20 protein-coding genes and 1 tRNA gene are annotated in these 24,491 nt (G+C 32.6%); 11 read left to right on the top strand and 10 right to left on the bottom strand.

What is annotated here, in order from left to right:
- The first annotated feature begins 84 nt into the window (after positions 1 to 84).
- From ACZ2G2_RS15250 to ACZ2G2_RS15230, 5 genes are all read left to right on the top strand, one after another.
- The gene (locus tag ACZ2G2_RS15250; RefSeq protein WP_470393137.1) at positions 85 to 3,648 is read left to right on the top strand and encodes a ShlB/FhaC/HecB family hemolysin secretion/activation protein; all 3,564 of its coding nucleotides are present in this window, start codon (positions 85 to 87) and stop codon (positions 3,646 to 3,648) included.
- Positions 3,649 to 3,663: 15 nt separating this feature from the next.
- Positions 3,664 to 5,274, top strand: coding sequence for a glutamate synthase-related protein (locus ACZ2G2_RS15245; RefSeq protein ID WP_090840306.1), 1,611 nt, complete (start codon positions 3,664 to 3,666; stop codon positions 5,272 to 5,274).
- 6 nt (positions 5,275 to 5,280) lie between these two features.
- A complete protein-coding gene (locus ACZ2G2_RS15240) occupies positions 5,281 to 6,024 on the top strand; it encodes a hypothetical protein (RefSeq protein ID WP_470393135.1) in 744 nt (247 codons plus the stop codon).
- A gap of 9 nt (positions 6,025 to 6,033) precedes the next feature.
- On the top strand, positions 6,034 to 6,459 hold the full coding sequence (locus tag ACZ2G2_RS15235) for a DUF6789 family protein (RefSeq protein WP_090840302.1): 426 nt from the start codon (positions 6,034 to 6,036) through the stop codon (positions 6,457 to 6,459).
- A 90-nt stretch (positions 6,460 to 6,549) separates the two neighbouring features.
- Complete coding sequence (locus tag ACZ2G2_RS15230; protein ID WP_101202594.1) at positions 6,550 to 7,176, top strand: Pycsar system effector family protein; 627 nt, start codon at positions 6,550 to 6,552, stop codon at positions 7,174 to 7,176.
- Positions 7,177 to 7,259: 83 nt separating this feature from the next.
- Here ACZ2G2_RS15230 and ACZ2G2_RS15225 read toward each other — a convergent pair.
- Positions 7,260 to 7,344, bottom strand: a tRNA-Ser gene (locus ACZ2G2_RS15225).
- Between the two features lie 198 nt (positions 7,345 to 7,542).
- Between ACZ2G2_RS15225 and ACZ2G2_RS15220 the strand changes: the two genes are divergently transcribed.
- From ACZ2G2_RS15220 to ACZ2G2_RS15210, 3 genes are all read left to right on the top strand, one after another.
- On the top strand, positions 7,543 to 8,172 hold the full coding sequence (locus ACZ2G2_RS15220) for an NAD(P)H-dependent oxidoreductase (RefSeq protein ID WP_470393132.1): 630 nt from the start codon (positions 7,543 to 7,545) through the stop codon (positions 8,170 to 8,172).
- Positions 8,173 to 8,245: 73 nt separating this feature from the next.
- The gene (locus ACZ2G2_RS15215) at positions 8,246 to 8,719 is read left to right on the top strand and encodes a thioredoxin family protein (RefSeq protein WP_090840296.1); all 474 of its coding nucleotides are present in this window, start codon (positions 8,246 to 8,248) and stop codon (positions 8,717 to 8,719) included.
- A 104-nt stretch (positions 8,720 to 8,823) separates the two neighbouring features.
- Complete coding sequence (locus tag ACZ2G2_RS15210) at positions 8,824 to 10,017, top strand: DegT/DnrJ/EryC1/StrS family aminotransferase (protein WP_470393130.1); 1,194 nt, start codon at positions 8,824 to 8,826, stop codon at positions 10,015 to 10,017.
- Positions 10,018 to 10,085: 68 nt separating this feature from the next.
- Here the strand turns inward: ACZ2G2_RS15210 and ribB are convergent, their stop codons facing one another.
- From ribB to tpx, 6 genes are all read right to left on the bottom strand, one after another.
- A complete protein-coding gene (ribB, locus tag ACZ2G2_RS15205; RefSeq protein ID WP_090840290.1) occupies positions 10,086 to 11,240 on the bottom strand; it encodes a 3,4-dihydroxy-2-butanone-4-phosphate synthase in 1,155 nt (384 codons plus the stop codon).
- A 50-nt stretch (positions 11,241 to 11,290) separates the two neighbouring features.
- Positions 11,291 to 13,462: an LptF/LptG family permease gene (locus tag ACZ2G2_RS15200; RefSeq protein ID WP_470393128.1), complete on the bottom strand. Its 2,172-nt coding sequence runs from the start codon at positions 13,460 to 13,462 to the stop codon at positions 11,291 to 11,293.
- 6 nt (positions 13,463 to 13,468) lie between these two features.
- Positions 13,469 to 14,104: an outer membrane lipoprotein periplasmic chaperone LolA1 gene (gene lolA1 / locus ACZ2G2_RS15195; RefSeq protein WP_090840286.1), complete on the bottom strand. Its 636-nt coding sequence runs from the start codon at positions 14,102 to 14,104 to the stop codon at positions 13,469 to 13,471.
- A gap of 12 nt (positions 14,105 to 14,116) precedes the next feature.
- The gene (locus ACZ2G2_RS15190; RefSeq protein WP_470393126.1) at positions 14,117 to 16,549 is read right to left on the bottom strand and encodes a DNA translocase FtsK; all 2,433 of its coding nucleotides are present in this window, start codon (positions 16,547 to 16,549) and stop codon (positions 14,117 to 14,119) included.
- A 61-nt stretch (positions 16,550 to 16,610) separates the two neighbouring features.
- Complete coding sequence (locus ACZ2G2_RS15185; protein ID WP_090840282.1) at positions 16,611 to 16,979, bottom strand: diacylglycerol kinase; 369 nt, start codon at positions 16,977 to 16,979, stop codon at positions 16,611 to 16,613.
- Positions 16,972 to 17,478: a thiol peroxidase gene (gene tpx / locus ACZ2G2_RS15180; RefSeq protein WP_470393125.1), complete on the bottom strand. Its 507-nt coding sequence runs from the start codon at positions 17,476 to 17,478 to the stop codon at positions 16,972 to 16,974. The genes ACZ2G2_RS15185 and tpx overlap by 8 nt, the downstream gene beginning before the upstream one ends.
- Before the next feature lie 225 nt (positions 17,479 to 17,703).
- Between tpx and ACZ2G2_RS15175 the strand changes: the two genes are divergently transcribed.
- The 3 genes from ACZ2G2_RS15175 to ACZ2G2_RS15165 all read left to right on the top strand — a co-directional run bounded on the left by ACZ2G2_RS15175 (position 17,704) and on the right by ACZ2G2_RS15165 (position 21,257).
- Positions 17,704 to 18,300, top strand: coding sequence for a fasciclin domain-containing protein (locus ACZ2G2_RS15175; RefSeq protein ID WP_470393123.1), 597 nt, complete (start codon positions 17,704 to 17,706; stop codon positions 18,298 to 18,300).
- Positions 18,301 to 18,522: 222 nt separating this feature from the next.
- Positions 18,523 to 20,715 (top strand): catalase/peroxidase HPI, encoded by a 2,193-nt coding sequence (katG, locus tag ACZ2G2_RS15170; RefSeq protein ID WP_090840276.1) that lies wholly within the window; start codon positions 18,523 to 18,525, stop codon positions 20,713 to 20,715.
- 71 nt (positions 20,716 to 20,786) lie between these two features.
- Entirely contained in the window at positions 20,787 to 21,257 is a 471-nt protein-coding gene (locus ACZ2G2_RS15165; protein WP_470393121.1) for an ankyrin repeat domain-containing protein, read from the top strand.
- An 82-nt stretch (positions 21,258 to 21,339) separates the two neighbouring features.
- Here the strand turns inward: ACZ2G2_RS15165 and ACZ2G2_RS15160 are convergent, their stop codons facing one another.
- From ACZ2G2_RS15160 to ACZ2G2_RS15150, 3 genes are all read right to left on the bottom strand, one after another.
- Positions 21,340 to 21,660: a hypothetical protein gene (locus ACZ2G2_RS15160; protein WP_470393120.1), complete on the bottom strand. Its 321-nt coding sequence runs from the start codon at positions 21,658 to 21,660 to the stop codon at positions 21,340 to 21,342.
- A 296-nt stretch (positions 21,661 to 21,956) separates the two neighbouring features.
- Positions 21,957 to 22,529 carry a hypothetical protein gene (locus tag ACZ2G2_RS15155; RefSeq protein WP_470393118.1) on the bottom strand — a complete coding sequence of 191 codons (573 nt, stop codon included), beginning with the start codon at positions 22,527 to 22,529 and terminating at the stop codon, positions 21,957 to 21,959.
- Between the two features lie 86 nt (positions 22,530 to 22,615).
- Entirely contained in the window at positions 22,616 to 24,385 is a 1,770-nt protein-coding gene (locus tag ACZ2G2_RS15150; RefSeq protein ID WP_470393116.1) for a DUF4209 domain-containing protein, read from the bottom strand.
- Between the last annotated feature and the right edge of the window lie 106 nt (positions 24,386 to 24,491).

The raw sequence follows: 24,491 nt of genomic DNA, 5'->3' as shown, positions 1-24,491 counted from the left end.
TGCAATCCTAAAACTGAGGTGTTTTTATAATAATACCAATCCCCTTAAGATTGATTCTCTAATAACAACCAAAATAACTAACACATGAAGAAAAGATTATTTAATTCGTTATTGTCCCTTATCATTGTAGGTTTTGCCTACGCTCAAGAAGAAAAAAACCTACCTAACACACCAATTTCTCACACCTTTTACGCCACAGGGAATTTAGCAACATCTAATACTGCCAGTAGTAATACTGTGGTAACAGCACTTGCTAAAGCATTAGAAAAAGATAGTAATTCGACTTTATTACTTCTTGGTAATAATGCGTCTACCACAGGTTTTTCAGAAAAAAAGAGTTCAGCCAAATTAAATTTAGATAGTTATGCTGCAGTTTTTAAACCGTTTTCTGAGCGCATGTATTTTATTCCTGGATATTCAGACTGGAAACACGGACTAAAAAGCTTAAAAGCACAAGAAGACTATTTAGAAGATCTGTTTGATAATAAAAATGTTTTTCAACCAGAAAAAGGTTGTCCAATCGAAAAAATTGAAATTAATGACAACATAGATTTGTTGATTTTAGATTCGCAGTGGGCATTATCAGATTGGGATAAAATTCCTAATATTAATGACCATTGTGAGATAAAAAATAAAACAGAGTTTTATGTCGAGGTCGAGCATGAAATTATAAAAAGTCAAGGAAAAACGGTGCTAATTGCAATGTATCACCCTATTGCTTCTTATGGTAAACATGGAAATTCTTATGCATTTGGTATCGGGTCTCAAAATCTAAATAATACGTATTATAAGGAGTATAGCAAGCGCTTATTAACTATTGCGCAACAATCTACAAACGTTGTTTTTCTTTCAGGACATGAACAAAACATGCAATTTATTGTAGAAAAAAATATACCAACAATTATTAGTGGCGCTGGAGGAAAAATTCAAAAAGCAAAACAAGGTAGTAATAGTTTAGCAGCCATTAATCAAAAAGGATATACAAAGATTATCGAATATAAGAATGGCGCATTATGGATGGCCTTTTATGGCGAATCTAATAATTTTACAACACCATTATTTGCTTCAGAAATAATACAAGCATTTGATAAGGTGACACTGCCAGATTTTAATGAAACAGCAACACCAGAATACGTAAAAGCATCTATATATGAGCCAGAAGAGTTAGACCGTTCTGGATTTTATAAAATGCTTTGGGGAGAACATTTTAGAAAAGATTATGCTACAGCCGTAAATGTAAAAACAGCGCTTTTAGATACATTATATGGTGGATTATCTATTATTAGAAAAGGGGGAGGACATCAAACCAATTCACTACGTTTAGAAACAAAAGATGGACGCGAATTTGCTATGCGCTCAGCTAAAAAAAGTGCGTTGCGTTTTATTCAATATTTCCTGTTTAAAACTCAGTATTTAGAGCCAGATGTTGAGGATACTTATTTTATTCAGTTATTACAAGATTATTGGACTACAGCAAATCCTTATGGAAGTTTAACTATAGGAGACTTATCTGATGCGTTAGATATTTATCATGCTAATACTGAAATGTATTATATCCCAAAACAAAAAGCATTAGATAATTATAACGATGCTTTTGGTGATAAAATTTATTTTATTGAAGAACGTATAACAGATGGTCATGGAGATGTAGCAAGTCTAGGAAGCACAAATACTATAGAAAGTACTACGGATTTACTAGACAAACTACGTAGAAAAGACAAAATAGCGATAAACGAGAGTTTATATATTAGAACCCGTTTATTTGATAATATAATTGGAGATTTTGATAGACACGCAGACCAATGGCGTTGGGCAGTCCAAAAACAAGAGGATGGTACAGATCTTTATGAAGCAATACCTAGAGATCGTGATCAAGCATACGCAGATTTTGATGGTTTTATGCTTGGTGCTTTAACCGTATTAAGTCCCCCTATGCGTTTTATGCAACGTTATGACGGTACATATAATTCCACACGATGGTTTAATGATGCTGGAGATGATGTTGATTTTGCTGTGTTGACCAAGCATACACAAGAAGATTGGCTGCGCGAAGCACGTTTTATAAAAGAAAACTTAACGACTGAAGTTATTGATAAAGCATTTAGTAATTTTCCTAAAGAGATTGATCAGACAAAAGTAGCTAGAACAAAAAAAGCCTTATTAGGACGATTAGCTAAAGTTGAAGAAAATGCAGTAAGCATTTATGAATACCTTCGTACTTGTGTTATTGTAACAGGAACCGATAAAGATGATCATTTTGTAATTACACGTAAGCCTGACGGAATTACAAACGTTAGTATCTACCGAATTAAAAAAGGAGAGAAAACAGATAAGTATTTAGATGTTGATTATGATAAGTCCATTACTAACGAAATATGGATTTACGGATTGGATGACGAAGATATCTTTGAAGTGAATGGAAAGAGTAATAAGTACATCAAAATTAAAATAATTGGTGGACAAAATAATGATACGTACCGTATTAATAACAAAAGAAATCTGCGTGTATTTGACCAGAAATCAAAGCCTAATACGTTTGAAACTCCTGTGTCAAAAACATTGTCTGATAATTACGATTTAAATACATATTATTTTAAGAAAAACCGTAGAGATATCAGAAACACACTACCTATTATTGCTTTAAATCCAGACGATGGACTTAAAGTAGGAGCAACGTTTAACTACACAAAAAACTCTTTACAACGTAACCCATTTACAGCAAAACACAGTTTAAGTCTTGCTTATATTACTGAAACATCGGGAGTGCAAATTGATTATTCTGGAGAATTTGCCAACGTATTTGAAAAGATAAACCTTGGTATAGAAGCAGGATATTCTTCTTCTAGTTATACTAACAATTTTTTTGGCTTCGGAAATGAAACCCTAAATTTTGAAGACGACCTAGATCTAGATTTTAATAGAGTAAGATTAAGAACACTGTCTTTTGCGCCATCGCTTATTTATCGCGGGTACTATGGTAGTTCTATAACCTTAGGTGCAAGTTATGAAAATATAGAAGCAGAAAAAACAGCAGGTCGATTTATAGAAGTCGTTGGTGTTAATCCGGATGTTTTTGAGAGTCAAAGTTTTTATGGTGTAGAAGGGGTTTATGAGTATAATAACTTTGATAATGCAGCATTACCTAAATCAGGAATTGGATTTAAATTGACAGCAGGTTACAAAGCTAATTTTGAAAGCGATAAAAGTTTCTCATACGTTATTCCTGAGCTTAGGTTAACAAAAAAAATTGACAGTCGTGGTATTTTAGTCTATGCTACAAAACTTAAAGCACATGTTAATTTAAGTAATGAGTTTGAGTTTTATCAAGCAGCATCCATAGGAGATGGAGATGGTTTAAGAGGATTTAGACAAGAACGCTTTAGCGGAAAAAGTGCCTTTTATCATAACTCTGATTTAAGACTATCTCTTGGTAAAATACGAAATGCTTTTATTCCGATTGCTTACGGCTTTTATGGTGGATTCGATTATGGTCGTGTATGGGTAGAAAACGACAATTCTAATGAGTGGCACACGTCACCAGGTGGAGGTGTGTTTTTTAACATTGCAGGATTTACTACTGCCAACTTCGGCTATTTTAGTTCTGACGAAGGTGGAAGATTAAACATATTACTAAGTCTAGCATTCTAATTAAAAACCAACGATATGAAAAAACCAATACAAGTATTTAAAGTCAGTGAATTAAAAAATAAAGAACCGGAACATGCATTAGTTAATGGATTAGATTTAGTTATTGTTAAGTTTGACGATGCTATTTCAGTCCTTTACGGACGTTGTTTGCATCGTGGCGCATTAATGTCAGACGGTCATATTGATGGTCATAATCTAATTTGTGGTGTTCATGGATGGGATTACCGTGTAGATTCTGGAGTTTCGGAATATAATAATAAAGAAGTACTTCATAAATTTTCGACTAAAATAGAAGGTGATGACTTATATGTAGACGCATTTGAAATAGATGCCTATTTGGTTAATAGCCCGCAACCCTTTAATCGTGATGCTTATTTAGGTGCTTATGCAGATACACATCCAGAAGATACAGAGCCATACACAGGTTATATTAAAGAACTAGCACAAAATGGCTTAAAAAACATAGGGCATCATGGGTTTTCAGCATCTATGGGTGTGGATAGAAATACGTTACCAAAATGGAATGACATTCAGTTTTTACCAGCACAATTAGCAACAAGACCATTGTTAGATGAGGAGGCAGTAGCAACTAAGGTTACAATTGGTTCAAAAGCAAAAAAACCGTTACATCTTGATATTCCGTTATTTGTAAGTGATATGAGTTTTGGAGCATTATCTCGAGAAGCTAAAATAGCACTATCAAAAGGTGCAGAGTTAGCAGGAACAGGAATTTGTTCTGGAGAAGGTGGTATGCTTCCGCAAGAACAAGCTAATAATAGCAAGTATTTTTACGAGTTGGCTTCGGCTCAATTTGGATTTTCATGGGATAAATTAGATCATGTACAAGCCTTTCATTTTAAAGGCGGTCAAGGTGCTAAAACAGGAACAGGAGGCCATTTACCAGGCAGTAAAGTTAGTAAAGAAATTGCTGAGGTTAGAGGCGTAAAAGAAGGAGAGACTGCAATATCACCTGCAGCAAATCCTAATTTTCATACTGTTCAGGATTTTAAAGCGTTTGCAGATAAAGTACGTCAACGTACAGGAGGGATTCCTATTGGATTTAAAATAGCAGCAAGTCATATTGAAAAAGACATACAGTTTGCTTTAGATGTTGGTGTGGATTATATCATTCTTGATGGTCGTGGTGGCGGTACGGGTTCTGCACCAACCATATTAAGAGATCATATAAATGTACCAACCATACCCGCTATAGCTAGAGCTAGAAAATATTTGGATCGTGTGGGCGCTACAGAGGTTACGTTGGTGGCTACAGGAGGCTTACGTGTGGCAGAAGATTTTGCAAAAGCAATGATGTTAGGTGCCGATGCAATTGCGGTTTCTAATTCGGCATTACAAGCTATTGGTTGTTTAGGGATGCGTGCTTGTGGTACAAATAATTGTCCAGTAGGTATCGCAACTCAAAAAGAATCGTTGCGTAGTCGCTTGATTATAGAGTCTTCGGCTAAACAATTATATAACTATTTTGATGCGACTAATGATTTAATTAAAGTAATTGCAAGAGCTTGTGGTTATGATGATGTGACTAAATTTAATCAAGAGGATTTGTCAACTTTTGATTATGAGATGCACAAACTAACAGGGATTAATTACGCAGGAATACAATAACATATTATGGAAAAACAAATGCATTTAGCAGCACAATATTTAGCTGCAGCAGGAATTAGTTTTCTTGAAAAAAAAGACGATGATAGTCATACAAATTTAGGGTTTAGTATTAAAGACCAATGTTTATATACGCACACACTTTCTAAAAACGAAGACGTATTAGGTTTAGATTACAAAAATTTTGCACTGGTTTGGAGCTCTAAAACTGGGACTACAAGTTTAAATCTGGATGGTGCGACGCACAGTACAATTTTACAATGGCTTTCAAACACCGCAAAAAGCAATCTTAATAAATTGTATACCTATAAGTTTCATTATGACTTACCATATACCATAGATGCTACTTATACTTTTAAATTATCGGATATTGATAGATTAAAAACGTTATCAGCACAACGTGTATTAGTAGAAAAAGTAATTCAACAATTAAAAAAGGCATACCATTTAGAGACACCTTGTAGAGTTTGGCCTCATCATTTTGATACAGGTATTTATACGGCGTTTCCAGATAGTAATATCACGATAGGATTGGGCTTAGCTATTCCCGACAGTGTTTCAAAAACATTCTATTTTTATATTTCTGGTTATAAAAATGGTAAAACTATGGATACTTCTGGTTTTTCTAATTTAGCTCTTGGCGAGTGGAAATCGGATGGGTTTACGGGTGCAATTTTAGAATTATCAAATACAACAGAAGCTGATGGCGTTTCCTTTTTTAAGGAAGCTATTAGTCAATTACAAACAAAATAAATAAATAAGATGAATAATAAATTTTTAAAAAGTATTGTAGCCGGAATTATAGCAACGATTGCCATGACAGTATTAATGGTAATATCAGGAAAATTAGGAATGCCAAAAATGGAACCGCCACATATGTTAGCGACAACTTTAGGAGCTCCCGTAGTGGTTGGATGGATGATGCATTTTATGATTGGGGTCTCGTTTGCACTAATTTATACTTATGTTATTAGTGGTTGGTTTGAAAAGATTAATTCTGTTGTACTAAAAGGTGTTGTTTTTGGAGTAATAGCAGCTGTTATGGCAAAGGTAAGTATGACAATAATGGGTAAGATGTTTGATACAATGCCTGCGCCTTCTGGTAACATGGCTTTAGTATTAATGGGACTAGTTATGGGACATATTTTATTTGGTATTGTTGTCGTGTGGTTTATCCACCGTAAATAATCTCATTTTAACTGCTGTTCTGAGAAGAGAATAGCTTGAATTGTTATAATCTTAACAAGAATTATAAGTCTTAATTTACAACGTATTGATATGAGTAGTAAAAAAACAGAAAAAGCAGAAGATAACTACCTTATGGATGAGTTAAAGATTGATAAGGATACACTTAAATCTTTAAAGAAAAAATTAGCTAAAATTGAACCAAGGTCTGAGCGTGGTGTCGAAACGTTGTTTCGTTTATTATCCAAAAACCAGTACACCTTAAATACGATGATAGATAGAAAATCTAACATTCTTATTTCAATTAATGCATTAATTTTGTCATTAATAATCGGTACTGTAATGAGTCAGTTAGATGCTGATCCACATCTTATTTTTCCTGTGGTTATGATACTTGTTACAAATTTGATATCTATAACGTACGCTATATTTGCAACACGTCCAGAACTAGTGCATGGTGATAAAGGTGCCCGAAATCTTATGTTTTATGGTAATTTTCAAGATATGGAAGAAGCTGAATATGTGGATAGTATTACTCAGTTAATGAATCAAGGAGATGAATTATACAAAACTATTGCAAAAGACACCTTCTATCTAGGGAAAACAATCGATAGAAAATTTAAGCTCTTACGTAAATCTTTTAATGTGTTTTTAGTGGGAATTATTATGTCAGTTATGGGCTTTATAGCTTGTCACGTATTTTTTGGAGGACTGATGTAAAACACAAGTCACTTGTAAAACATGTAATTACAATTAAAGTATTATAAATAAAAAAGCCTTACATAAAAATGTAAGGCTTTTTGCGGAGAGTAAGGGATTCGAACCCCTGGAGGTGTGACCCTCAACAGTTTTCAAGACTGCCGCATTCGACCACTCTGCCAACTCTCCAAAGTGTCTCATTAGGTATTCCCTAATTGCGAGTGCAAATATAGATAGGATTTTAGTTTTATTCAAATAAAAAAGAAGATTTTTTTGTTTTTTTTTCAATCAAGGTCATAGTTTGTTAGTAATCAATTAATAAGATAAATTGATTGCTTTCTAACCTAAATTAAAAGCATAACCGTTATTTTTGACGAAAATTGAAATATGGATATAATAAAGCAACTTAACTGGAGATACGCCACAAAAAGTTTTGATACACAACGGTTAGTTTCAGATAAAGATATAAAAGCGCTTACAGAAGCTTTTAACCTAACTGCTACGTCTTATGGTTTACAACCATTAAAATTGATGGTTATTAAGGATAAAGACTTACAATCACAATTGGTTCCGGTTTCTTTCAATCAAAAACAAGTAGGAGAGGCTTCTCATCTATTAGTATTTTGTATAGAATCGCAGATGGATACTACATTTATTACTAGTTATTTTGATAGGGTTAAATCTATTAGAAATACGGAAGATGCTATTTTAGATCCTTTTAAAACATTTTTAATCGAAGATTTTAAAAACAAATCACAATCAGAAAAAGAAGCTTGGGCTGTAAAACAAGCCTATTTGGCTTTAGGTAATATAATGACGGTTTGTGCATTATTAAATATTGATGCTTGTCCAATGGAAGGTTTTAGCCCATCGGATTACGATACTGTTTTAGGATTGGAAGCGCTTAAGCTTAAATCGGTTTTAGTAATGCCAATTGGATATAGAGCTAAAGACGATTTTATGGCGGACTTACAAAAAGTAAGGCGTCCAATAAAAGACACCGTAATTATGCGTTAACACAATAAAGTGGCAAGATTATTGTTATTTCATAAAAAGCAATACTTTTGTAATGCATTAAATTTATTAAAAAATGAAAAAATTACTGCTTGTATTTACTTTATGTGTATCATTTTCAATGCTTGCGCAGGATGATGATTACGAAGATTATTCATCTAATTTAAATTGGCTGACAGATTTAGCAGAAGCTAAACAAGAATCAATAAGCTCTAAAAAGCCAATTTTAATTTATTTTACAGGAAGCGATTGGTGTGCACCTTGTAAAATGTTGAAAAAAGATTTTTTCTACACAGAAGCTTTTGAAGAAAAAGCAGACCAATTTGTACTTCTAATGATTGATATGCCAAGACGTACGGACATCATCTCTAAAGAGCAACAAGAAAAAAACAATAATGTTGTTAGTAAATACAATACATCAGGAGGTTACCCTAATTTAGTAGCTTTAAATGATCAATTACATATTATAGGAGAATTATCTGGTTATACTTTTTTAAGAGAAACAGACAGACATTTTGCTTTTATAGAAGCGATTCTAGAAAATTACTAGACTACAAGAATATAAGACATTTAAAAAACGCCCAAATTAAGTTTGAGGCGTTTTTTTTATAGCTTAAATTCTTTTAAATTTGACTAATAACAAAAAATATATAGATGCCAGGATTTGAAAGCTTTGGAGATTTAGAGCGAAAAGAAGTAGAAGATGTACTAGATAATGGAGTATTAATGCGTTATGGTTTTGATGGCATGCGTAATGGACATTATAAAGCAAAGTCTTTAGAATCAGAAATACAAAAAACACTACAGGTTAATCACGCACAATTAGTAACTAACGGGACAGCAGCTGTATCTGTAGCTTTAGCTTTAGCGGGTATTGGAGCAGGAGATGAGGTAATTATGCCTTGTTTTACGTTTGTCGCTAGTTTTGAAGCTATTATGATGTTGGGTGCTATTCCTGTATTAGTGGATATAGATGATACATTAACCTTAAACCCAGAAGCGGTTAAGGCTGCTATTACATCTAAAACAAAAGCAATCATGCCTGTACATATGTGTGGTAGTATGGCTAATTTAGATGCGCTTAAACAAATAGCGGATGATCATAACTTAAAACTGGTAGAAGATGCTTGTCAAGCTATTGGAGGAACCTATAAAGGAAAGTCTTTAGGTACCTATGGTGACTTAGGATGTTTTAGTTTTGACTTTGTTAAAACAATAACTTGTGGAGAAGGTGGAGCAGTAGTTACTAATAATCCAGAGTATGCAAAACATGCGGATTTGTTTACAGATCACGGTCATGACCATATTGGGAGTGATAGAGGGGCAGAGACACATCCTTACTTAGGTTATAATTTCCGAATATCAGAATTGAATGCTGCTGTAGGTTTAGCACAAGTTAGACGTTTAAAAGACTTTATTGCCATTCAGAAAAAAAACTATACCATTTTAAGAGAGGCGTTATCAGCTATTCCTGAGGTGACATTTAGAACTGTACCCGAAGGAGGAGAAGAGAGTTATGCTTTTTTAAGTTTCTTTTTACCAAATTTAGAAACGACAAGAAAAACATCGGCTGCATTTAAAGATAAAGGAGTAGATGTTTGTTTTCATTATTATGATAACAACTGGCATTATATTAGAAAATGGGATCATTTAAAAGATATAAAAACCTTATATCCAGTTTCTAAAGAAGTTAAAGACGGACTAGCATATCTAAAAGACAAAACATTTGAAAAATCAGACCATTTTATTGGTAGAAATATTTCTTGTTTAATCAAGTTATCTTGGACGGAAGAAGAAACAAAACAACGCGCTAAACTTATGGTAGAAGCCATAAAAGAATCACTTTAGTAAAACATAATTATAAAAAAAGCTCCAATTATTATAATTGGAGCTTTTTTTTATGTCTTATAATTAGCTTAGTAAGCGACGTACTCTACAATCTCTAAACCATATCCTATCATTCCAACACGTTTAGTTTGTTGAGAATTAGAAATTAGTTTTAATTTATGAATGTTTAAATCATGAAGTATTTGTGCTCCAATTCCAAAATCTCTACTATCCATTGCAATTGCTGGTGCTTTTACAATAGTATTTGGTTTTTGCTCACTTTTTAATAATGATAAACGTTGTAAAAGATTCATCGATTCAGCTTCCTGATTGATAAATAGGATAGCTCCTTTTCCTTCCTCGTTAATAACACGGAACATGTCATCTAATTTTTCGTCAGCATTGTTGGTTAATGTTCCTAAAATATCATTATTTACTAAAGTAGAATTAACACGTGTTAAAACGGTATCTTCTTTTTTCCAATCCCCTTTAGTTAAGGCAATATGTACTTGGTTATTTGTTGTTTGTTGGTAAGCTCTTAATCTAAAACTACCAAATCTAGTTTCAATATCAAAATCATCTTTCTTTACAATTAAAGAATCGTGATCCATTCTATAAGCAATCAAAGCTTCGATAGATACTAGTTTTAAGTCAAACTTTTTAGCAACTTCAATTAATTGAGGTAAACGTGCCATTGTTCCGTCTTCGTTCATAATTTCTACAATAACTCCCGCTGGTTGTAAACCTGCTAGTCTTGCAAAATCTATAGCTGCTTCTGTATGTCCTGTTCGTCTTAAAACACCACCTTCTTTAGCAACTAAAGGAAAAATATGACCTGGTCTTGCTAAATCAAAAGGTTTAGTCTCTCCATTAGTCAATGCTTTAACTGTTTTAGCTCTATCTCCTGCAGATATACCCGTAGTAACACCTTTACCTTTTAAATCTACAGAAACCGTAAATGCGGTCTCCATATGATCTGTATTATTGGTAACCATCATGTGTAAATCTAATTCCTCACAACGTTGCTCTGTTAAAGGTGTACAGATTAAACCACGACCGTGAGTGGCCATAAAGTTTATCATTTCTGGTGTTACTAATTCGGCAGCAGCCACAAAGTCTCCTTCGTTTTCTCTGTCTTCGTCATCAACGACTATAATAACTTTTCCTGCTTTAATGTCTTGTATAGCTTCTTCAATTGTATTTAATTGAAAAGAAGTTTTGTTTTCTTTATCTGTAGTAATCATAATAAATGTGTTGTGCTGCAAAGATATTGCATATTTATTACTTAGTGTAGCTAAGCGTTTGTTTTTTGGCGCCTTTTAAAGTGTACTAATGGGTAACCTATAAAGCCTAATAGCGTCAAAAATGGGCTTTCTTTTTTCTGTTTTAACGTCTGTATTATTGTATTGTAAGCAAAGTATGATTTTACGTAATTATAAATAAATACAATAAAACTGATAGCACTAATTTGTATGCCTGCTAATGCTAACTGTGGTTGCTTATTGTTTTTTAATATAAAATAAGAGACAAATAATATCGCTGTAATGGTAAAGAATAAAAGACTTAATCTTGAAATTATCCTATAGTCTTTAGTATCTGCATCCGTTAAAACAATAGGAGCTTTTTCTGTCACATCAATTATCGACTGTGGTTTTAAACCATTGTAATTAGTACCTATAGATAGTTTTTGCTTACGTAAAAAGTTAGTTAAAGGGTATATAATAGCCCCAATAACTTGTTGTACTATCGTTTCTTTTTTATGCTCGGTTTTAGAAATTAAACTATTAAAAGAAGTACAAGATTTTATATAGTTAAACACAAATACTATTAATGCAATCGCACTTATTTGTAATCCTGCAGTTGCAATTTGTGGTAGTTTATTGTTTTTTAGTACAAAGTACAGCAGTGCTAATACTATGGCAATAGCAAAACTTACACTGCTTATTTTTGAGAGTATTTTATTATTTTGAATGTCTTTGTCTTCAAAATATACAATAACAGCATCATTGTCTAAAGCATTAACTTGTAGTTTTCCTTTATTAAATTTTTGGTTGAACCATTGCTTAATTGGCTCAGTAATATGATCAAATTCAAAAATACCGCGATCTTGCGTTGCTCGCTTGGTTAAAAAGATACTTAAAGGTAGCATGATTAAGGTTGAGAACCATGCGGAGAGGGCGGGATGGAGGTTTCCATTTTTTGCGCTATTCTCTGCAAATAGACCAATAAAGTGATAGCTTAAAAATAATACAATAGCTATTACCATTGGTAATCCTAATCCTCCTTTTCTTATTAATGCGCCCAATGGTGCACCAACAAAAAAGAGTATAATACAAGCAACAGCCAAAGCAAACTTTTTATGTAATTGTATTCCGTGTTTATAAATCGAAGAATTTTTAACTTTGATTTGACCTTTTTTTGACTTTATAATTTGTTGTGTACTAGAGATACTATTAATAGCGTAGTCTAAAATTTGTATTTTACGCTTATCATTAAAAATATCAAGTATTACGCCATCATAAACACTGTCTTTTTTAGCATTTACGGTTAAGTTTAATGTTGCTAAATTGGTTCTGGCAAATAAAGCAGTTGAAAATTCTTCAATAACATTATTACGGTCTGTTTTTAATGAGTCAATAGCCTCATTTAACTCCGCAACATTTAGCATGGTATATTTACTATCAATATTTTTCTCGTCTAAATCAATATTATTTAATTTAGATAAGTCCATATTCATAACGTGCTTTTTAAAAGCAACTTTAGTAAAAGGCTTTTTGTTACGGTCAGCTATTTTTTTAGGAGGAGTATCATCATAATAATAGCCATCATGTAGGATTAGTTTTAAAATATTGGAATCTTCAGCACTAGCTAGTTCTCCAGTTTTAGCTATTATTGTTGTGTAGTTACCAGAAAAGCCTTTACCGCTTTTTTGATGTATTGTAATTCCTTTTAAAAACTTACCGTTTAACCCAGATTTTTCTACAACTTTTATATTGAAACTTTCATCGATATCATTAAACTGTCCTTCTGCAATAATCATTGCCGGTTTTACTTTAGCAATGTTTTTACGTAGGTTATAACTATTGTATTCCGCCCAAGGAATAACATTATTACTAAAAAAGAAGGTTAGTACGGATAAGCCAACAATAAAAATCCCTAAGCCTGACATGGCCCGTTGCAGGGATATACCTGTAGATTTCATGGCTGCAAACTCATAATTCTCGGCAAAATTACCAAAAACCATAATAGAAGCCAATAAGATTGTAAGTGGTAAAATTAAAGGAATTAGCGTAGGTGTTATGTACATCAAAAACTTTAGGACTGTTGCTAAGTCTAAGTCTTTACCTGCTAATTCTTTAATATATAACCAAATGGCTTGTAAAACAAAAATCAGCATGAGTATAACAAACACGCTGATAAAGGTTTTAAGATATGATTTTAATATGTACCTATCTAATATTTTCACTTAAGATTAATCCAGTTTATTGATGTAATAGTCCTTGTACTTTGTTTCGTCAAAGGTAAATAAGGATTTTGATAAAGGCTCATTAGTTTTAAAAGAATTTACAGTTAAAGTTGTTTTTGTACCATTTTTTCCAACTTCAATTAATCTGTAAATATGTTTTGTTTTAGTGTCAACACCTAGCAGTACATATTTGATTTCAGAATTTGAATCAATAGGAATTAACTTTACATATTGTATCTTTCTTCCACTAACATCTTGTATGATGTCCATTTTATAAGTAAACCCTTCTTTATAAAAAGACAACATTTTACTTGGTGTAATTGTACTTTCATCTTGGTCACTACCTTTAGAGACAGTCACTTCTTCATCTTCAGGACTGATACTGTAAATAGTTGTACCATCAAAAATACGTGTAATACCTAGGATGTTTAAGCGATAGTTTTCGCCTTGCATCACTACGTCACCTTTAGTTTCTTGTTTGATGTTTTCTTCGCTATTTTCTAAAACATATTTAAAATCTATAGCAATGTTATCATAACCTTTTGCTTTAGCAGACACTTCATTAAGTAACTTTTTTGCATCGTTATCTTGTGCAAAAATGGTACTGCTAGCTAATAAAAATAATACTAATAATTTTTTCATTTTAAATGTAATTTATTTCTTTTCGTTTTCTAATAGTTGATCAAGAGCTATTAAATCTGGTACTAACACTTGTCTGGCTTTACTACCTTCAAAACCTCCTACAATACCTGCAGCTTCTAATTGATCAATTAATCGACCTGCGCGGTTGTAACCTAGTTTTAATTTACGTTGTAATAAGGAAGCAGAACCTTGTTGTGCTGTAACAATAATTTGACAAGCATCTTTAAACAAAATATCTCTGTCTGATATATCTACATCAAGACTTGTGCCACTTTCTTCACCTACATATTCTGGTAACAAATACGCATCAGGATATGCTTTTTGATTCCCAATAAAATCGACAATTTTTTCTACCTCTGGCGTGTCCACAAATGCACATTGTACACGGATCATATCATTACCTTGTGTGTATAACATATCTCCACGTCCTATTAGTTGATCTGCACCACCCGCATCTAAAATAGTTCTAGAATCTATCTTACTAGATACTCTAAAGGCGATACGTGCCGGGAAATTGGCTTTTATAATACCTGTAATAACATTTACAGAAGGACGTTGTGTTGCTATAATTAAGTGGATACCAATGGCACGTGCTAATTGCGCTAAACGTGCAACAGGGGTTTCTACTTCTTTTCCTGCAGTCATAATTAAATCTGCAAACTCATCTACCACCAAAACAATGTATGGTAAATACGCATGTCCATCGTTTGGATTTAATTTACGTGCTTTAAATTTAGTATTGTATTCTACAATGTTACGACACAATGCATTTTTAAGCATTTCGTAACGGTTGTCCATTTCTATACATAACGAGTTTAATGTATGTATAACCTTGGTATTATCTGTTATAATAGCTTCTGCTTCATCAGGAAGTTTAGCTAAATAGTGTCTTTCAATTTTATTGAATAACGTCAATTCTACTTTCTTAGGATCGACTAATACAAATTTAACTTCCGCAGGATGCTTTTTGTATAGTAATGACGTTAATACGGCATTTAAACCAACAGATTTACCTTGTCCTGTAGCACCTGCCATTAATAGGTGAGGCATTTTTGCTAAGTCAATAACTAAAGTTTCATTACTAATAGTTTTACCAATTGCAATTGGTAAATGCATTTCTGTTTTTTGGAATTTTTGAGAGGCAATTACAGAACGCATCGATACTATTGTCGAATTTTTGTTTGGCACCTCAATACCAATCGTTCCTTTTCCAGGAATAGGGGCAATAATCCTAATTCCTAAAGCGGATAAGGATAGTGCAATATCGTCTTCTAAGTTTTTAATTTTTGAAATTCTAACACCAGCTTCTGGTACAATCTCGTATAACGTTACGGTAGGCCCAATGGTTGCTTTAATACTAGAAATTCCGATTTTGTAGTTATTTAATGTATCTACAATACGGTTTTTGTTTTCTTCTAATTCCTCTTGGTTAATAGTAACCCCTTCGTTATCGTACTTTTTAAGTAAATCTAAAGGCGGAAATTGATAATTACCTAACTCTAAAGTTGGATCAAACTGTCCAAAGTCTTCCACTAACTTATTCGCTAAATTATCAGTTTCAGACAGTTCTTCTTTTACTGCTTCAACTTCAATTTCCATTGGTAATTCTTCCTCTTCTTCAACTTTCGGAATTTCAATTTCAATTGGAGGCGATGTTACAGCTGCTTTGACAACAGGTTTAACAGGTTCTTGTGTTAGCTCGATAGGTTTGTTAGCTTCAATTTTTGAATGATTAGAAATTGTAGGTTCTACTTTTTTATCGACATCAAAAGCAGATTTTATGTCTTCGGCTTCATCAGAATGTGCATTATCAACAGGCACAAAGTCTTCATTAAAATCGTCTTTAATATTGTTTTTTGCTTTCTTAAATATAGCAGCAATACGTTGTGGCGTAAATTTAAATCTAATAGCTAGGTAGCTAATAAATGCGAATGCCAATAGTAGGATGGTTCCAATCTTACCAATATAATCTTGAAAAAAGCTATTAATTTCAAAACCTATTGTTCCGCTAAGGCTATCATTTTTGTAAGTAAAAAATCCAAAAAGAACAGATAACCAAATCATTACTAAAATCCCCCAAAACCAATGCTTACGTAATTTGTCTTTACTCAAGTCCGTTAGTACGTATACTCCAGATAAAAAGGTGAGTCCAGAAATAATAAAAGCAGCAATACCAAAACCACGTTGGATAAACAGATCACTGATCCAAGCACCAAGCTTACTTAGCCAGTTTTTTGTTTCAATATCTCTTGATGCAAACTCACTTAACGCGCTTTGATCAATTTTTCCGGTAAATAAATAGGATAAAAAAGCGATAAAAAACAAGACACCTAAGATAATCAAGAAGCTCCCAAGAACTAATTTTTGTTGACTACTTAGTTTAAAATCAGGGGTTTTAATGCTGATTTTCTTTTTAGGTTTAACTGTTTTTTTTGCTTTAGCCATTATTGGGTTTTAGTTTGGGTAAAAATACAAATAGTTAACGTTTATCCTAATGGATAATTGTTTAAAATACCTTTGGAATATAAATAATCAAACCAATGATGGATGCAGCTATAGACGCTATAAAAACAGCACCAGCAGCAATATCTTTAATAAAACCAATTTTTTCGTGATGTTCAGGATGGATAAAATCGGCAATAGCCTCAATAGCGGTATTAACACCTTCTATACTCATTACTAATCCTATGGCAAAGCATTGCATTATCCATTCTGTAGAAGATATGTTGTAATAAAAACCACCTATGGTCATAATAACAGCAATACAAAACTGAATTTTTATACTAGCTTCTGTCTTTAAAAGTAAGAGCATGCCTTTAAAGGCATACCCTACACTTTTTAAACGATTGATTACAAAAGGTTCTTTTTTACTCATTTAATAACGCCTCAAGTGACGCTTTGTAATTAGGTTCGTCAGCAACTTCTTGTACTTGTTCTGTATATTTTACAACGCCATTTTCATCTAAAACAACAACGCATCTAGAATCTAATCCTTCAAAAGGACCAGTAGCAAACTCTAAACCATAGTCTTTACCAAACTGTCCTGTTTTAAAATCTGATAACATCACTACATTATCAAGCCCTTCTGCACCACAAAAACGGGCTTGTGCAAATGGTAAATCTCTAGAGATACATAATACTTTAGTGTTTTTCATTTCTGCAGCTTCTTTATTAAAAGAACGTACAGAGGTTGCACAAGTACCAGTATCAACACTTGGAAAGATATTTAAAACCACTTTGTGTCCTTTAAAATCTGATAGTTTTTGAATTGATAAATCACTTGCAGTTAAAGTAAATTCTGGAGCTTGAGATCCAACTTCTGGAAGATTTCCTATTGTTTCGACAGGAGTACCGCCTAATGTTATTTTTGCCATTTTGAATTGTTTTGGTTAAAGTATAAAATTAACAATAAATAGATGTTTAAACTATTTGTTTTCTTTTTTTATTCATTTTTAAAATTGAATCTGAAAATCAATGGATTGCTACTATGGTTTAGTTAATAAAGTGTTAAACGTCTATTTTTTAAAAACCGCCTTGCTTGTGTTCTCGTTTATATGGCTGTAACAAATAAATAACCATTTTAATAAAACACTAAAATTATGAACACTACAACATTAATTAAATCAGCAGTATTTACAGTCGCATTATTTACATCAATCAGCGGTTTTTCTCAAGATAAGATGATGAAAAAAGACAAAATGAAAACCGAAAAAACAGTTATGGTTGGTGGCGCAGAGATGTATCCAAGTAAAACTATTGTTGCAAACGCGGTAAACTCTAAAGATCATACCACATTAGTAGCAGCAGTAAAAGCAGCAGGATTAGTAGACACTTTATCTAGCGAAGGACCATTTACTGTATTTGCACCAACTAACGCTGCTTTTGAAAAATTACCAGAAGGTACAGTAGAGACATTATTAAAACCTGAAAATTTAGAAACATTACAAACGGTATTAAAAAACCATGTGGTGGCAGGAAAAATAAATGCAAAAGACCTTTTAAAGTTAATTAAAAAAGGAAACGGAAAAGCGACAATCACAACAGTTAGTGGTGGGACGCTTACTGCTTGGTTAAAAGATAAGGACGTGTACATCACGGATCAAAACGGAAACTCAGCAAAAGTAACTATCGCAGATGTTAATCAATCTAACGGTGTGATTCATGTTATTGATACTGTAGTATTACCTAAGTCTTAATTTACTAGGGATTTATTAAGCTTAATTAAAGGCTACTTTGTAATAGAAGTAGCCTTTTTTTTGTTTGATTAGTTAGGTTTGGTTAACTTTAAAGACCTAATAGGTGATAAGCTGTATAAGTAAAAGTTATGCTAAAATAAATACAATCAATTTTATTTATCGATTATCGATTAAGTAATAGATTAGTTTTATCAAAAATTAAAACGTAAAAAAACATATCATATGGATCATAGTAATAGTGGAGACGCAAGCAAGTGCCCTTTTTTAAGTGGAACTGTTAAACATACTTCGGGAGGAGGAGTTGAAAATAGAGATTGGTGGCCAAACGAATTAAAATTAAACATTTTACGTCAAAATGCTTCAAAATCAAATCCAATGGGAGACGATTTTGATTATGCAGAAGCATTTGCCAGTTTAGATTTTGTGGCGCTTAAAAAGGATGTTACAGATTTAATGACAGACTCTCAAGACTGGTGGCCTGCAGATTATGGACATTACGGTGGATTAATGATACGTATGGCTTGGCATAGTGCCGGAACCTATAGAGTTGGTGATGGACGTGGTGGTGCAGGAGCAGGAAACCAACGTTTTGCACCTATTAATAGTTGGCCAGATAATGGTAACTTAGATAAGGCACGTTTATTATTATGGCCAATTAAACAAAAATATGGTAACAAAATATCTTGGGCAGATTTAATGATTCTTGCTGGTAACTGTGCGTTAGAGTCTATGGGCTTTCCAACGTTTGGTTTTGCTGCGGGACGTGAAGATGTTTGGGAACCAGAACAAGATGTATACTGGGGAAGCGAAACAGAATGGGGTGCAAATGAAGACCGTTACGAAAATGGCGATTTAGAAGATCCGTTAGCAGCAGTAATGATGGGATGGATTTATGTAAACCCAGAAGGACCAAACGGTGTTCCAGATCCATTAGGATCAGCACATGATGTTAGAGAAACTTTTGGTAGAATGGCAATGGATGATGAAGAAACCGTAGCTCTAGTTGCAGGTGGGCATACCTTTGGTAAAGCACACGGTGCAGCAGATCCAAATAAATATGTTGGCAAAGAGCCGCATGGCGCAGCAATTGAAGAAATGAGTACCGGTTGGAAAAATAGCTTTGGTACAGGTGTTTTGGATGACACTATTACTAGTGGGATTGAAGGGGCATGGACACCAAACCCAACACAATGGGATGCGGACTATTTTGACGTGTTATTAAACTATGACTGGGAGCTTACAAAAAGTCCAGCGGGTGCACACCAATGGAAGCCAACAGCAGCTTCTAATGCTAAACGTGCACCAAAAGCAGGAGATGCTAATGGTAGACAAGATTTAATGATGACTACCGCAGATATCGCTTTAAAAGTGGATCCTGCATATTTAGAGATTTCTAAACGTTTTCACGCAGACCATAAAGCCTTTGAAGATGCATTTGCACGTGCTTGGTACAAATTAACACACCGTGACTTAGGTCCTGTGTCACGTTATTTAGGACCAGAAGTCCCTAAAGAAGAATTGTTATGGCAAGATCCAGTACCAGCAGTAACTTACACATTAAGTAATGCAGATATTACAACTTTAAAAGACGCTATTTTAGACTCAGGATTAACTATTTCTCAAATGGTAACTACCGCTTGGGCATCTGCGTCAACGTTTAGAGGATCGGATAAAAGAGGTGGTGCTAATGGTTCTAGAATTAGATTAGAACCACAACGCAGTTGGGCAGTAAATAATCCAGCAGAATTGGATGCGGTTTTAATAATATTAGAAGGCATTAAAGCTGACTTTAAAGGCGAAGTCTCTTTAGCCGATTTAATTGTATTAGCCGGTAATGTTGGAGTAGAACAAGCAGTTAAAAATGCAGGGTATACGTTAACACCAGGATTTACTCAAGGTAGAGGAGATGCAACGCAAGCACAAACAGATATCGAACAGTTTGGTTATTTAGAACCTTTAGCGGATGGCTTTAGAAACTATATCAAACCAGGCATTAAGATTGCAGCAGAAGATTTATTAATAGATCGTGCTAACTTATTAACCTTATCAGTACCAGAAATGACGGTTCTTGTTGGTGGTTTACGTGTGTTAGGTGCTAATTATGATGGTTCAAATCATGGTGTTTTTACAGAAAATAGAGGACATTTAACTAACGATTTCTTTAAAAACATATTAGACTTTACTTATACTTGGAAAGCTACTGATGATGATCAAACTGTTTTTGAAGGACGTAACCGTAAAACTAACGACGTTAAATTTACTGGGACACGTGCCGATTTAATCTTTGGTTCTAACACAGAGTTAAGAGCTATTGCGGAAGTATATGGTGCTAACGATGGTCAAGAGCGTTTTGTAAAAGACTTTGTAGCAGCTTGGACTAAAGTGATGAACTTAGATCGTTTTGATTTAAAATAATAAACAATACAGTAATTATAAAAGGAATGGGTCTAACAACGCATTCCTTTTTTTTATAAAAAATATCCAAAATGGAAACTATAAAGACCCTTTTTGAAAGTATAAAAAATAACGATAATGCCACTTTAAAAGCATTGTTAAGTGCTAATCCTAAATTAGCAGACTCTAAAGATCAGCGTGGTTTTACACCCTTAATTTTAGCCACTTATTTTGATAACGAAGCTGCCACTAAAATTTTAGTAGAACATAACGCGCCTATTAACGCTAAAGATGCCTCAGGAAATACAGCTTTAATTGGTGTTAGTTTTAAAGGAAACGTCGCTTTTGCCCAGTATTTAATTGAAAATGGTGCCGATTTAAATGCAGTAAATGCCAACGGAACAACTGCTTTGACCTTTGCCACACAATACAATAAAGTAGACATAGTAAAACTACTTTTAGATCATAACGCAGATGCAACCATTAAAGATAACGATGGTAAGACAGCTTTGGAGTATGCGGTGGATAAGAAGTTTACTGAAATTGCTACGCTTTTAGGGTAGTTTTTTTGTGGTGTTTTAAAATGAAACCAAGTTTAAATTAGGTTAATTATCTGGTTTTGAACTTGGTTTTTTGACTATAAAATTATATTGTTTTTAGTAAATTTAAAATGCTTGATTTTTTTATAACCAAATCATTTAATTTGTGTTCGTATTCATATCTTTCTAACTGTAATGTATTTAAATCATGTGAATAATCGACACCTCCATACCATTTAAATTCATTGGCGTATTTGCTTCCAGTTGTTTTTCCATATAATCGGAAAGAAAATATTTTTTTTCCATCTCTTTCAAAGGGTGTGAAAATTTTAATTTCCCAACCAAGTCCTTTTTTTATTTCTATACAATGTTCTTTGCTGTTTTCATATTCAGAAAAAATTGAAGTTAATTCATTTATTGATTTCATAAATAATAATGTTTTGTTTCTGTGAGAAAATTAATTTTTTATTTTGCGGAAACTGCGGTAGTATTAGTCTAAAATTTTTTGAACTTCTCAAGTTCATTTTCTAACTAAATATCTTTATTATAATGTTTCTCATACTCTAACATAATTATCTAAATCCCTAATTTTAAATGTATCTCCAACGGATTTTCCTTTCAGAGCAACTAATAAAGCTAATAAATATCAAATAGAAAACCCACGAGTATTCTCATAAGTTTGCTAGAACTAGCTATAAATTATATATTTCGTTTGCAGTAGTTTTACCAATCATTCTCTTTATCAACTTTATCAGCAATGTTGTTTTTTAGAGTTTCTATAAAACTATTGAAATATGATTCTATTTCTAATTTAGTATTTATAGCTCTTTTAATTATTTTGCCTTTTTTATTGAATACACTCCAGCCACTAAAGTTTTTATTTACATTAAAGGTTATTTTTTTATTTTGATACATATAATACATTTCGAAGGAAACCACTTCAAATTTGACTTTTCCATCCTTAAATTCTAAGGCAATCATATAATTTGATTCAATATTATGTTTTCCATTAAGCGGAATATTATATGTTGCAATTTTGTTTGTATGCGTACTGAAACTTATAAATTTGTTTTCAATATTTCCTTTTGTAACAAATTCAGGATTTTTATAGTTTTTTTGAATAAATGCTATTGAGTTATTATATAATTCAGAAGCATTTTTTTTAGGAATTTTTATTACAACATAACTCTTATTTAAATCGTCAGAATTCATAATTCCTTTCGGCGTTAATTCGATTGTTTGACTAAAAGCAAACTGGAATGAGATAAAGTATATTAAAAATAGAAATTTTTTCATGGTGATGAATGTATTAAACTAACGTCTTTATGTATGATTAGTTACGTGTTTTAAGCACGTAATCTAGCAATAAATTATATACAGTGTTAGCTACTGGTTTTTTCTTCAAATGTATATTTCCCAAGTCTTAAGATACAGAAAAAAACTAATGTAACTGCTTGTAAATTATAGTCCGAATATTGTAAAAATGAATGAGCAATATTATTCCTTAAATTCTTTCCCTTTTGTGTGAAAGTGTATTTGAACAATTCAATGTCTTTTGCTGTAAAGTGTTTTTTGGTTGTTGGATTATCCAATAATTCTTCAAGAAGCTGTTCTTTTATTTCTCCTCTTTTTGAAGTGGACGTATTTCCACCAGATAAGCGAATAAAATCTCTCAAGGCACCTTCAAACTTTACAGTCAATGAATCCATAGCTAATATGAAATTATTTATTTTATTAGTATTCATTAAAACGGAAAGTTCAAATTGTGCAAATAAATTATGAATTCCAGGTGCAAGCATTGTCAACCAAGATGAGTTTTGGTCAATCTCATTGTCAGTCATTCCTCTTTTGAATTTCATTCCATACCACGTTTGGACTTCTAAAAACTCGAATATTTTATAATAATTTAGTTTACCTGTTATAATTCCATCAACGAATACTTTTAAGAAAAGACTAAAGCATTTAACTCCGTGAGCAATTGTGTAGCTTTGAATTATTTCTTTGTCAATTTTACCCGAATCTTCAAGATTTTTAAAATTACTGTTTATATCAAAAACGCTGGTAATGAATAGATTACTAATAGAATTTTTTATAGATTTTTTTGCATTTTCTTCATTTTCAATTGGGTCAACAAGAATATCTTCATTTATCGAAAAGAAAGCAAGAATTCCGTCTGTTGGCATATCCAAAATGATTTTTGATTTCATATTTAGATACTCATTAAACATTTCTGTTTCCTTCTCACCAAGTTCCCAATTTACTTTTCCAAGTTTTACCGTTTGCTTTAGTCTATTATATTCTTTTAGATTTTCTTCAGCTTCTTCTATTTTACCTGCAAGTCTTAAATATTTTGCTTTTGTTCCGATTGTAGTAAACTTAACAAAATCAGTGTCTTCTTGATGTTGTTCTAAAATTAGGTCTTCGTTTTTTGCTAATAATTCATACAGTTCATTTAGAGGAAGTCCAATTAAATTATAAAGTCTAATTCCAGTTTCGAGTTTGTTTTTATTAGTGAAATATGAAACTGGTTTATCATCTTCAATCCATTTTGGTAATTTAGATGCTATATCATTTAATTCTTCTTTTGAGAGCGTATTATTATCTAAAATAGAGTTTAAGATGTTTGGTTTAAACCATTTTGGTAAGTCATTAACTAATGTTATAGCTGTCTCTTTAGCTATATCTATTTTCTTCTTTGATATTTTTGAAATGTGCAATATGGCAGATAGAATTATTGGTAATTCACGAGCTTCTTCTGCCTTAATTCTATTTATCGTTTGGATATAATTGTCAATTGCAATTTCTGCATATTTGTTATGCTTTGTTCCTTGCCATAATAAATGTGAATATCTGGATTTTAACCAAGTATTTTCAGTTGTCTCTAACCTATTCTTTAAATATTCAAGGTCATCTTTGTCTAATCCAATGCTCGCTATTTGACCTTTCGTATCAGTAACTTGAACATTGGTTATTAATTCTCCTTTATTTAAATTATAGTTTAATGATTTTCTCTCAACGATTAGCTTTTTTTTCCAATCGCCTTTTATTCTTTTTGTTGGTTTAAGTTCTCTTTGAATATTCCAAATACTCAATGAATTCAGATTTTCAATTGAGTTATAGAATTCTTTTAATTCATCTGGAATTTCATTCATATGAGTTTTGTTAAACTTGTAGCTAACGGGTTTGTGTATGATTTCGTTGCGTGTTTAAGCACTAAAGTTAGCAAATAAATCACAGATAGAAAGTCCGCGAGGACTT

It is taken from the genome of Olleya sp. KKT75 (assembly GCF_055635485.1).
The sequence above is the reverse complement of the archived record's forward strand: the minus strand, read 5'-3'. Positions and strand labels throughout refer to the sequence as shown.

What these genes read in the sequence shown, in the direction of transcription:
- katG (WP_090840276.1), top strand. Translation starts at nt 18,523, where the DNA reads ATGGATCATAGTAATAGTGGAGACGCAAGCAAGTGCCCTTTTTTAAGT.
- tpx (WP_470393125.1), bottom strand. Translation starts at nt 17,478, where the DNA reads ATGGCAAAAATAACATTAGGCGGTACTCCTGTCGAAACAATAGGAAAT.
- ACZ2G2_RS15250 (WP_470393137.1), top strand. Translation starts at nt 85, where the DNA reads ATGAAGAAAAGATTATTTAATTCGTTATTGTCCCTTATCATTGTAGGT.
- ACZ2G2_RS15175 (WP_470393123.1), top strand. Translation starts at nt 17,704, where the DNA reads ATGAACACTACAACATTAATTAAATCAGCAGTATTTACAGTCGCATTA.
- ribB (WP_090840290.1), bottom strand. Translation starts at nt 11,240, where the DNA reads ATGATTACTACAGATAAAGAAAACAAAACTTCTTTTCAATTAAATACA.
- ACZ2G2_RS15165 (WP_470393121.1), top strand. Translation starts at nt 20,787, where the DNA reads ATGGAAACTATAAAGACCCTTTTTGAAAGTATAAAAAATAACGATAAT.
- ACZ2G2_RS15155 (WP_470393118.1), bottom strand. Translation starts at nt 22,529, where the DNA reads ATGAAAAAATTTCTATTTTTAATATACTTTATCTCATTCCAGTTTGCT.
- ACZ2G2_RS15160 (WP_470393120.1), bottom strand. Translation starts at nt 21,660, where the DNA reads ATGAAATCAATAAATGAATTAACTTCAATTTTTTCTGAATATGAAAAC.
- ACZ2G2_RS15150 (WP_470393116.1), bottom strand. Translation starts at nt 24,385, where the DNA reads ATGAATGAAATTCCAGATGAATTAAAAGAATTCTATAACTCAATTGAA.
- ACZ2G2_RS15235 (WP_090840302.1), top strand. Translation starts at nt 6,034, where the DNA reads ATGAATAATAAATTTTTAAAAAGTATTGTAGCCGGAATTATAGCAACG.
- ACZ2G2_RS15220 (WP_470393132.1), top strand. Translation starts at nt 7,543, where the DNA reads ATGGATATAATAAAGCAACTTAACTGGAGATACGCCACAAAAAGTTTT.
- ACZ2G2_RS15230 (WP_101202594.1), top strand. Translation starts at nt 6,550, where the DNA reads ATGAGTAGTAAAAAAACAGAAAAAGCAGAAGATAACTACCTTATGGAT.
- ACZ2G2_RS15190 (WP_470393126.1), bottom strand. Translation starts at nt 16,549, where the DNA reads ATGGCTAAAGCAAAAAAAACAGTTAAACCTAAAAAGAAAATCAGCATT.
- ACZ2G2_RS15185 (WP_090840282.1), bottom strand. Translation starts at nt 16,979, where the DNA reads ATGAGTAAAAAAGAACCTTTTGTAATCAATCGTTTAAAAAGTGTAGGG.
- lolA1 (WP_090840286.1), bottom strand. Translation starts at nt 14,104, where the DNA reads ATGAAAAAATTATTAGTATTATTTTTATTAGCTAGCAGTACCATTTTT.
- ACZ2G2_RS15210 (WP_470393130.1), top strand. Translation starts at nt 8,824, where the DNA reads ATGCCAGGATTTGAAAGCTTTGGAGATTTAGAGCGAAAAGAAGTAGAA.
- ACZ2G2_RS15245 (WP_090840306.1), top strand. Translation starts at nt 3,664, where the DNA reads ATGAAAAAACCAATACAAGTATTTAAAGTCAGTGAATTAAAAAATAAA.
- ACZ2G2_RS15215 (WP_090840296.1), top strand. Translation starts at nt 8,246, where the DNA reads ATGAAAAAATTACTGCTTGTATTTACTTTATGTGTATCATTTTCAATG.
- ACZ2G2_RS15240 (WP_470393135.1), top strand. Translation starts at nt 5,281, where the DNA reads ATGGAAAAACAAATGCATTTAGCAGCACAATATTTAGCTGCAGCAGGA.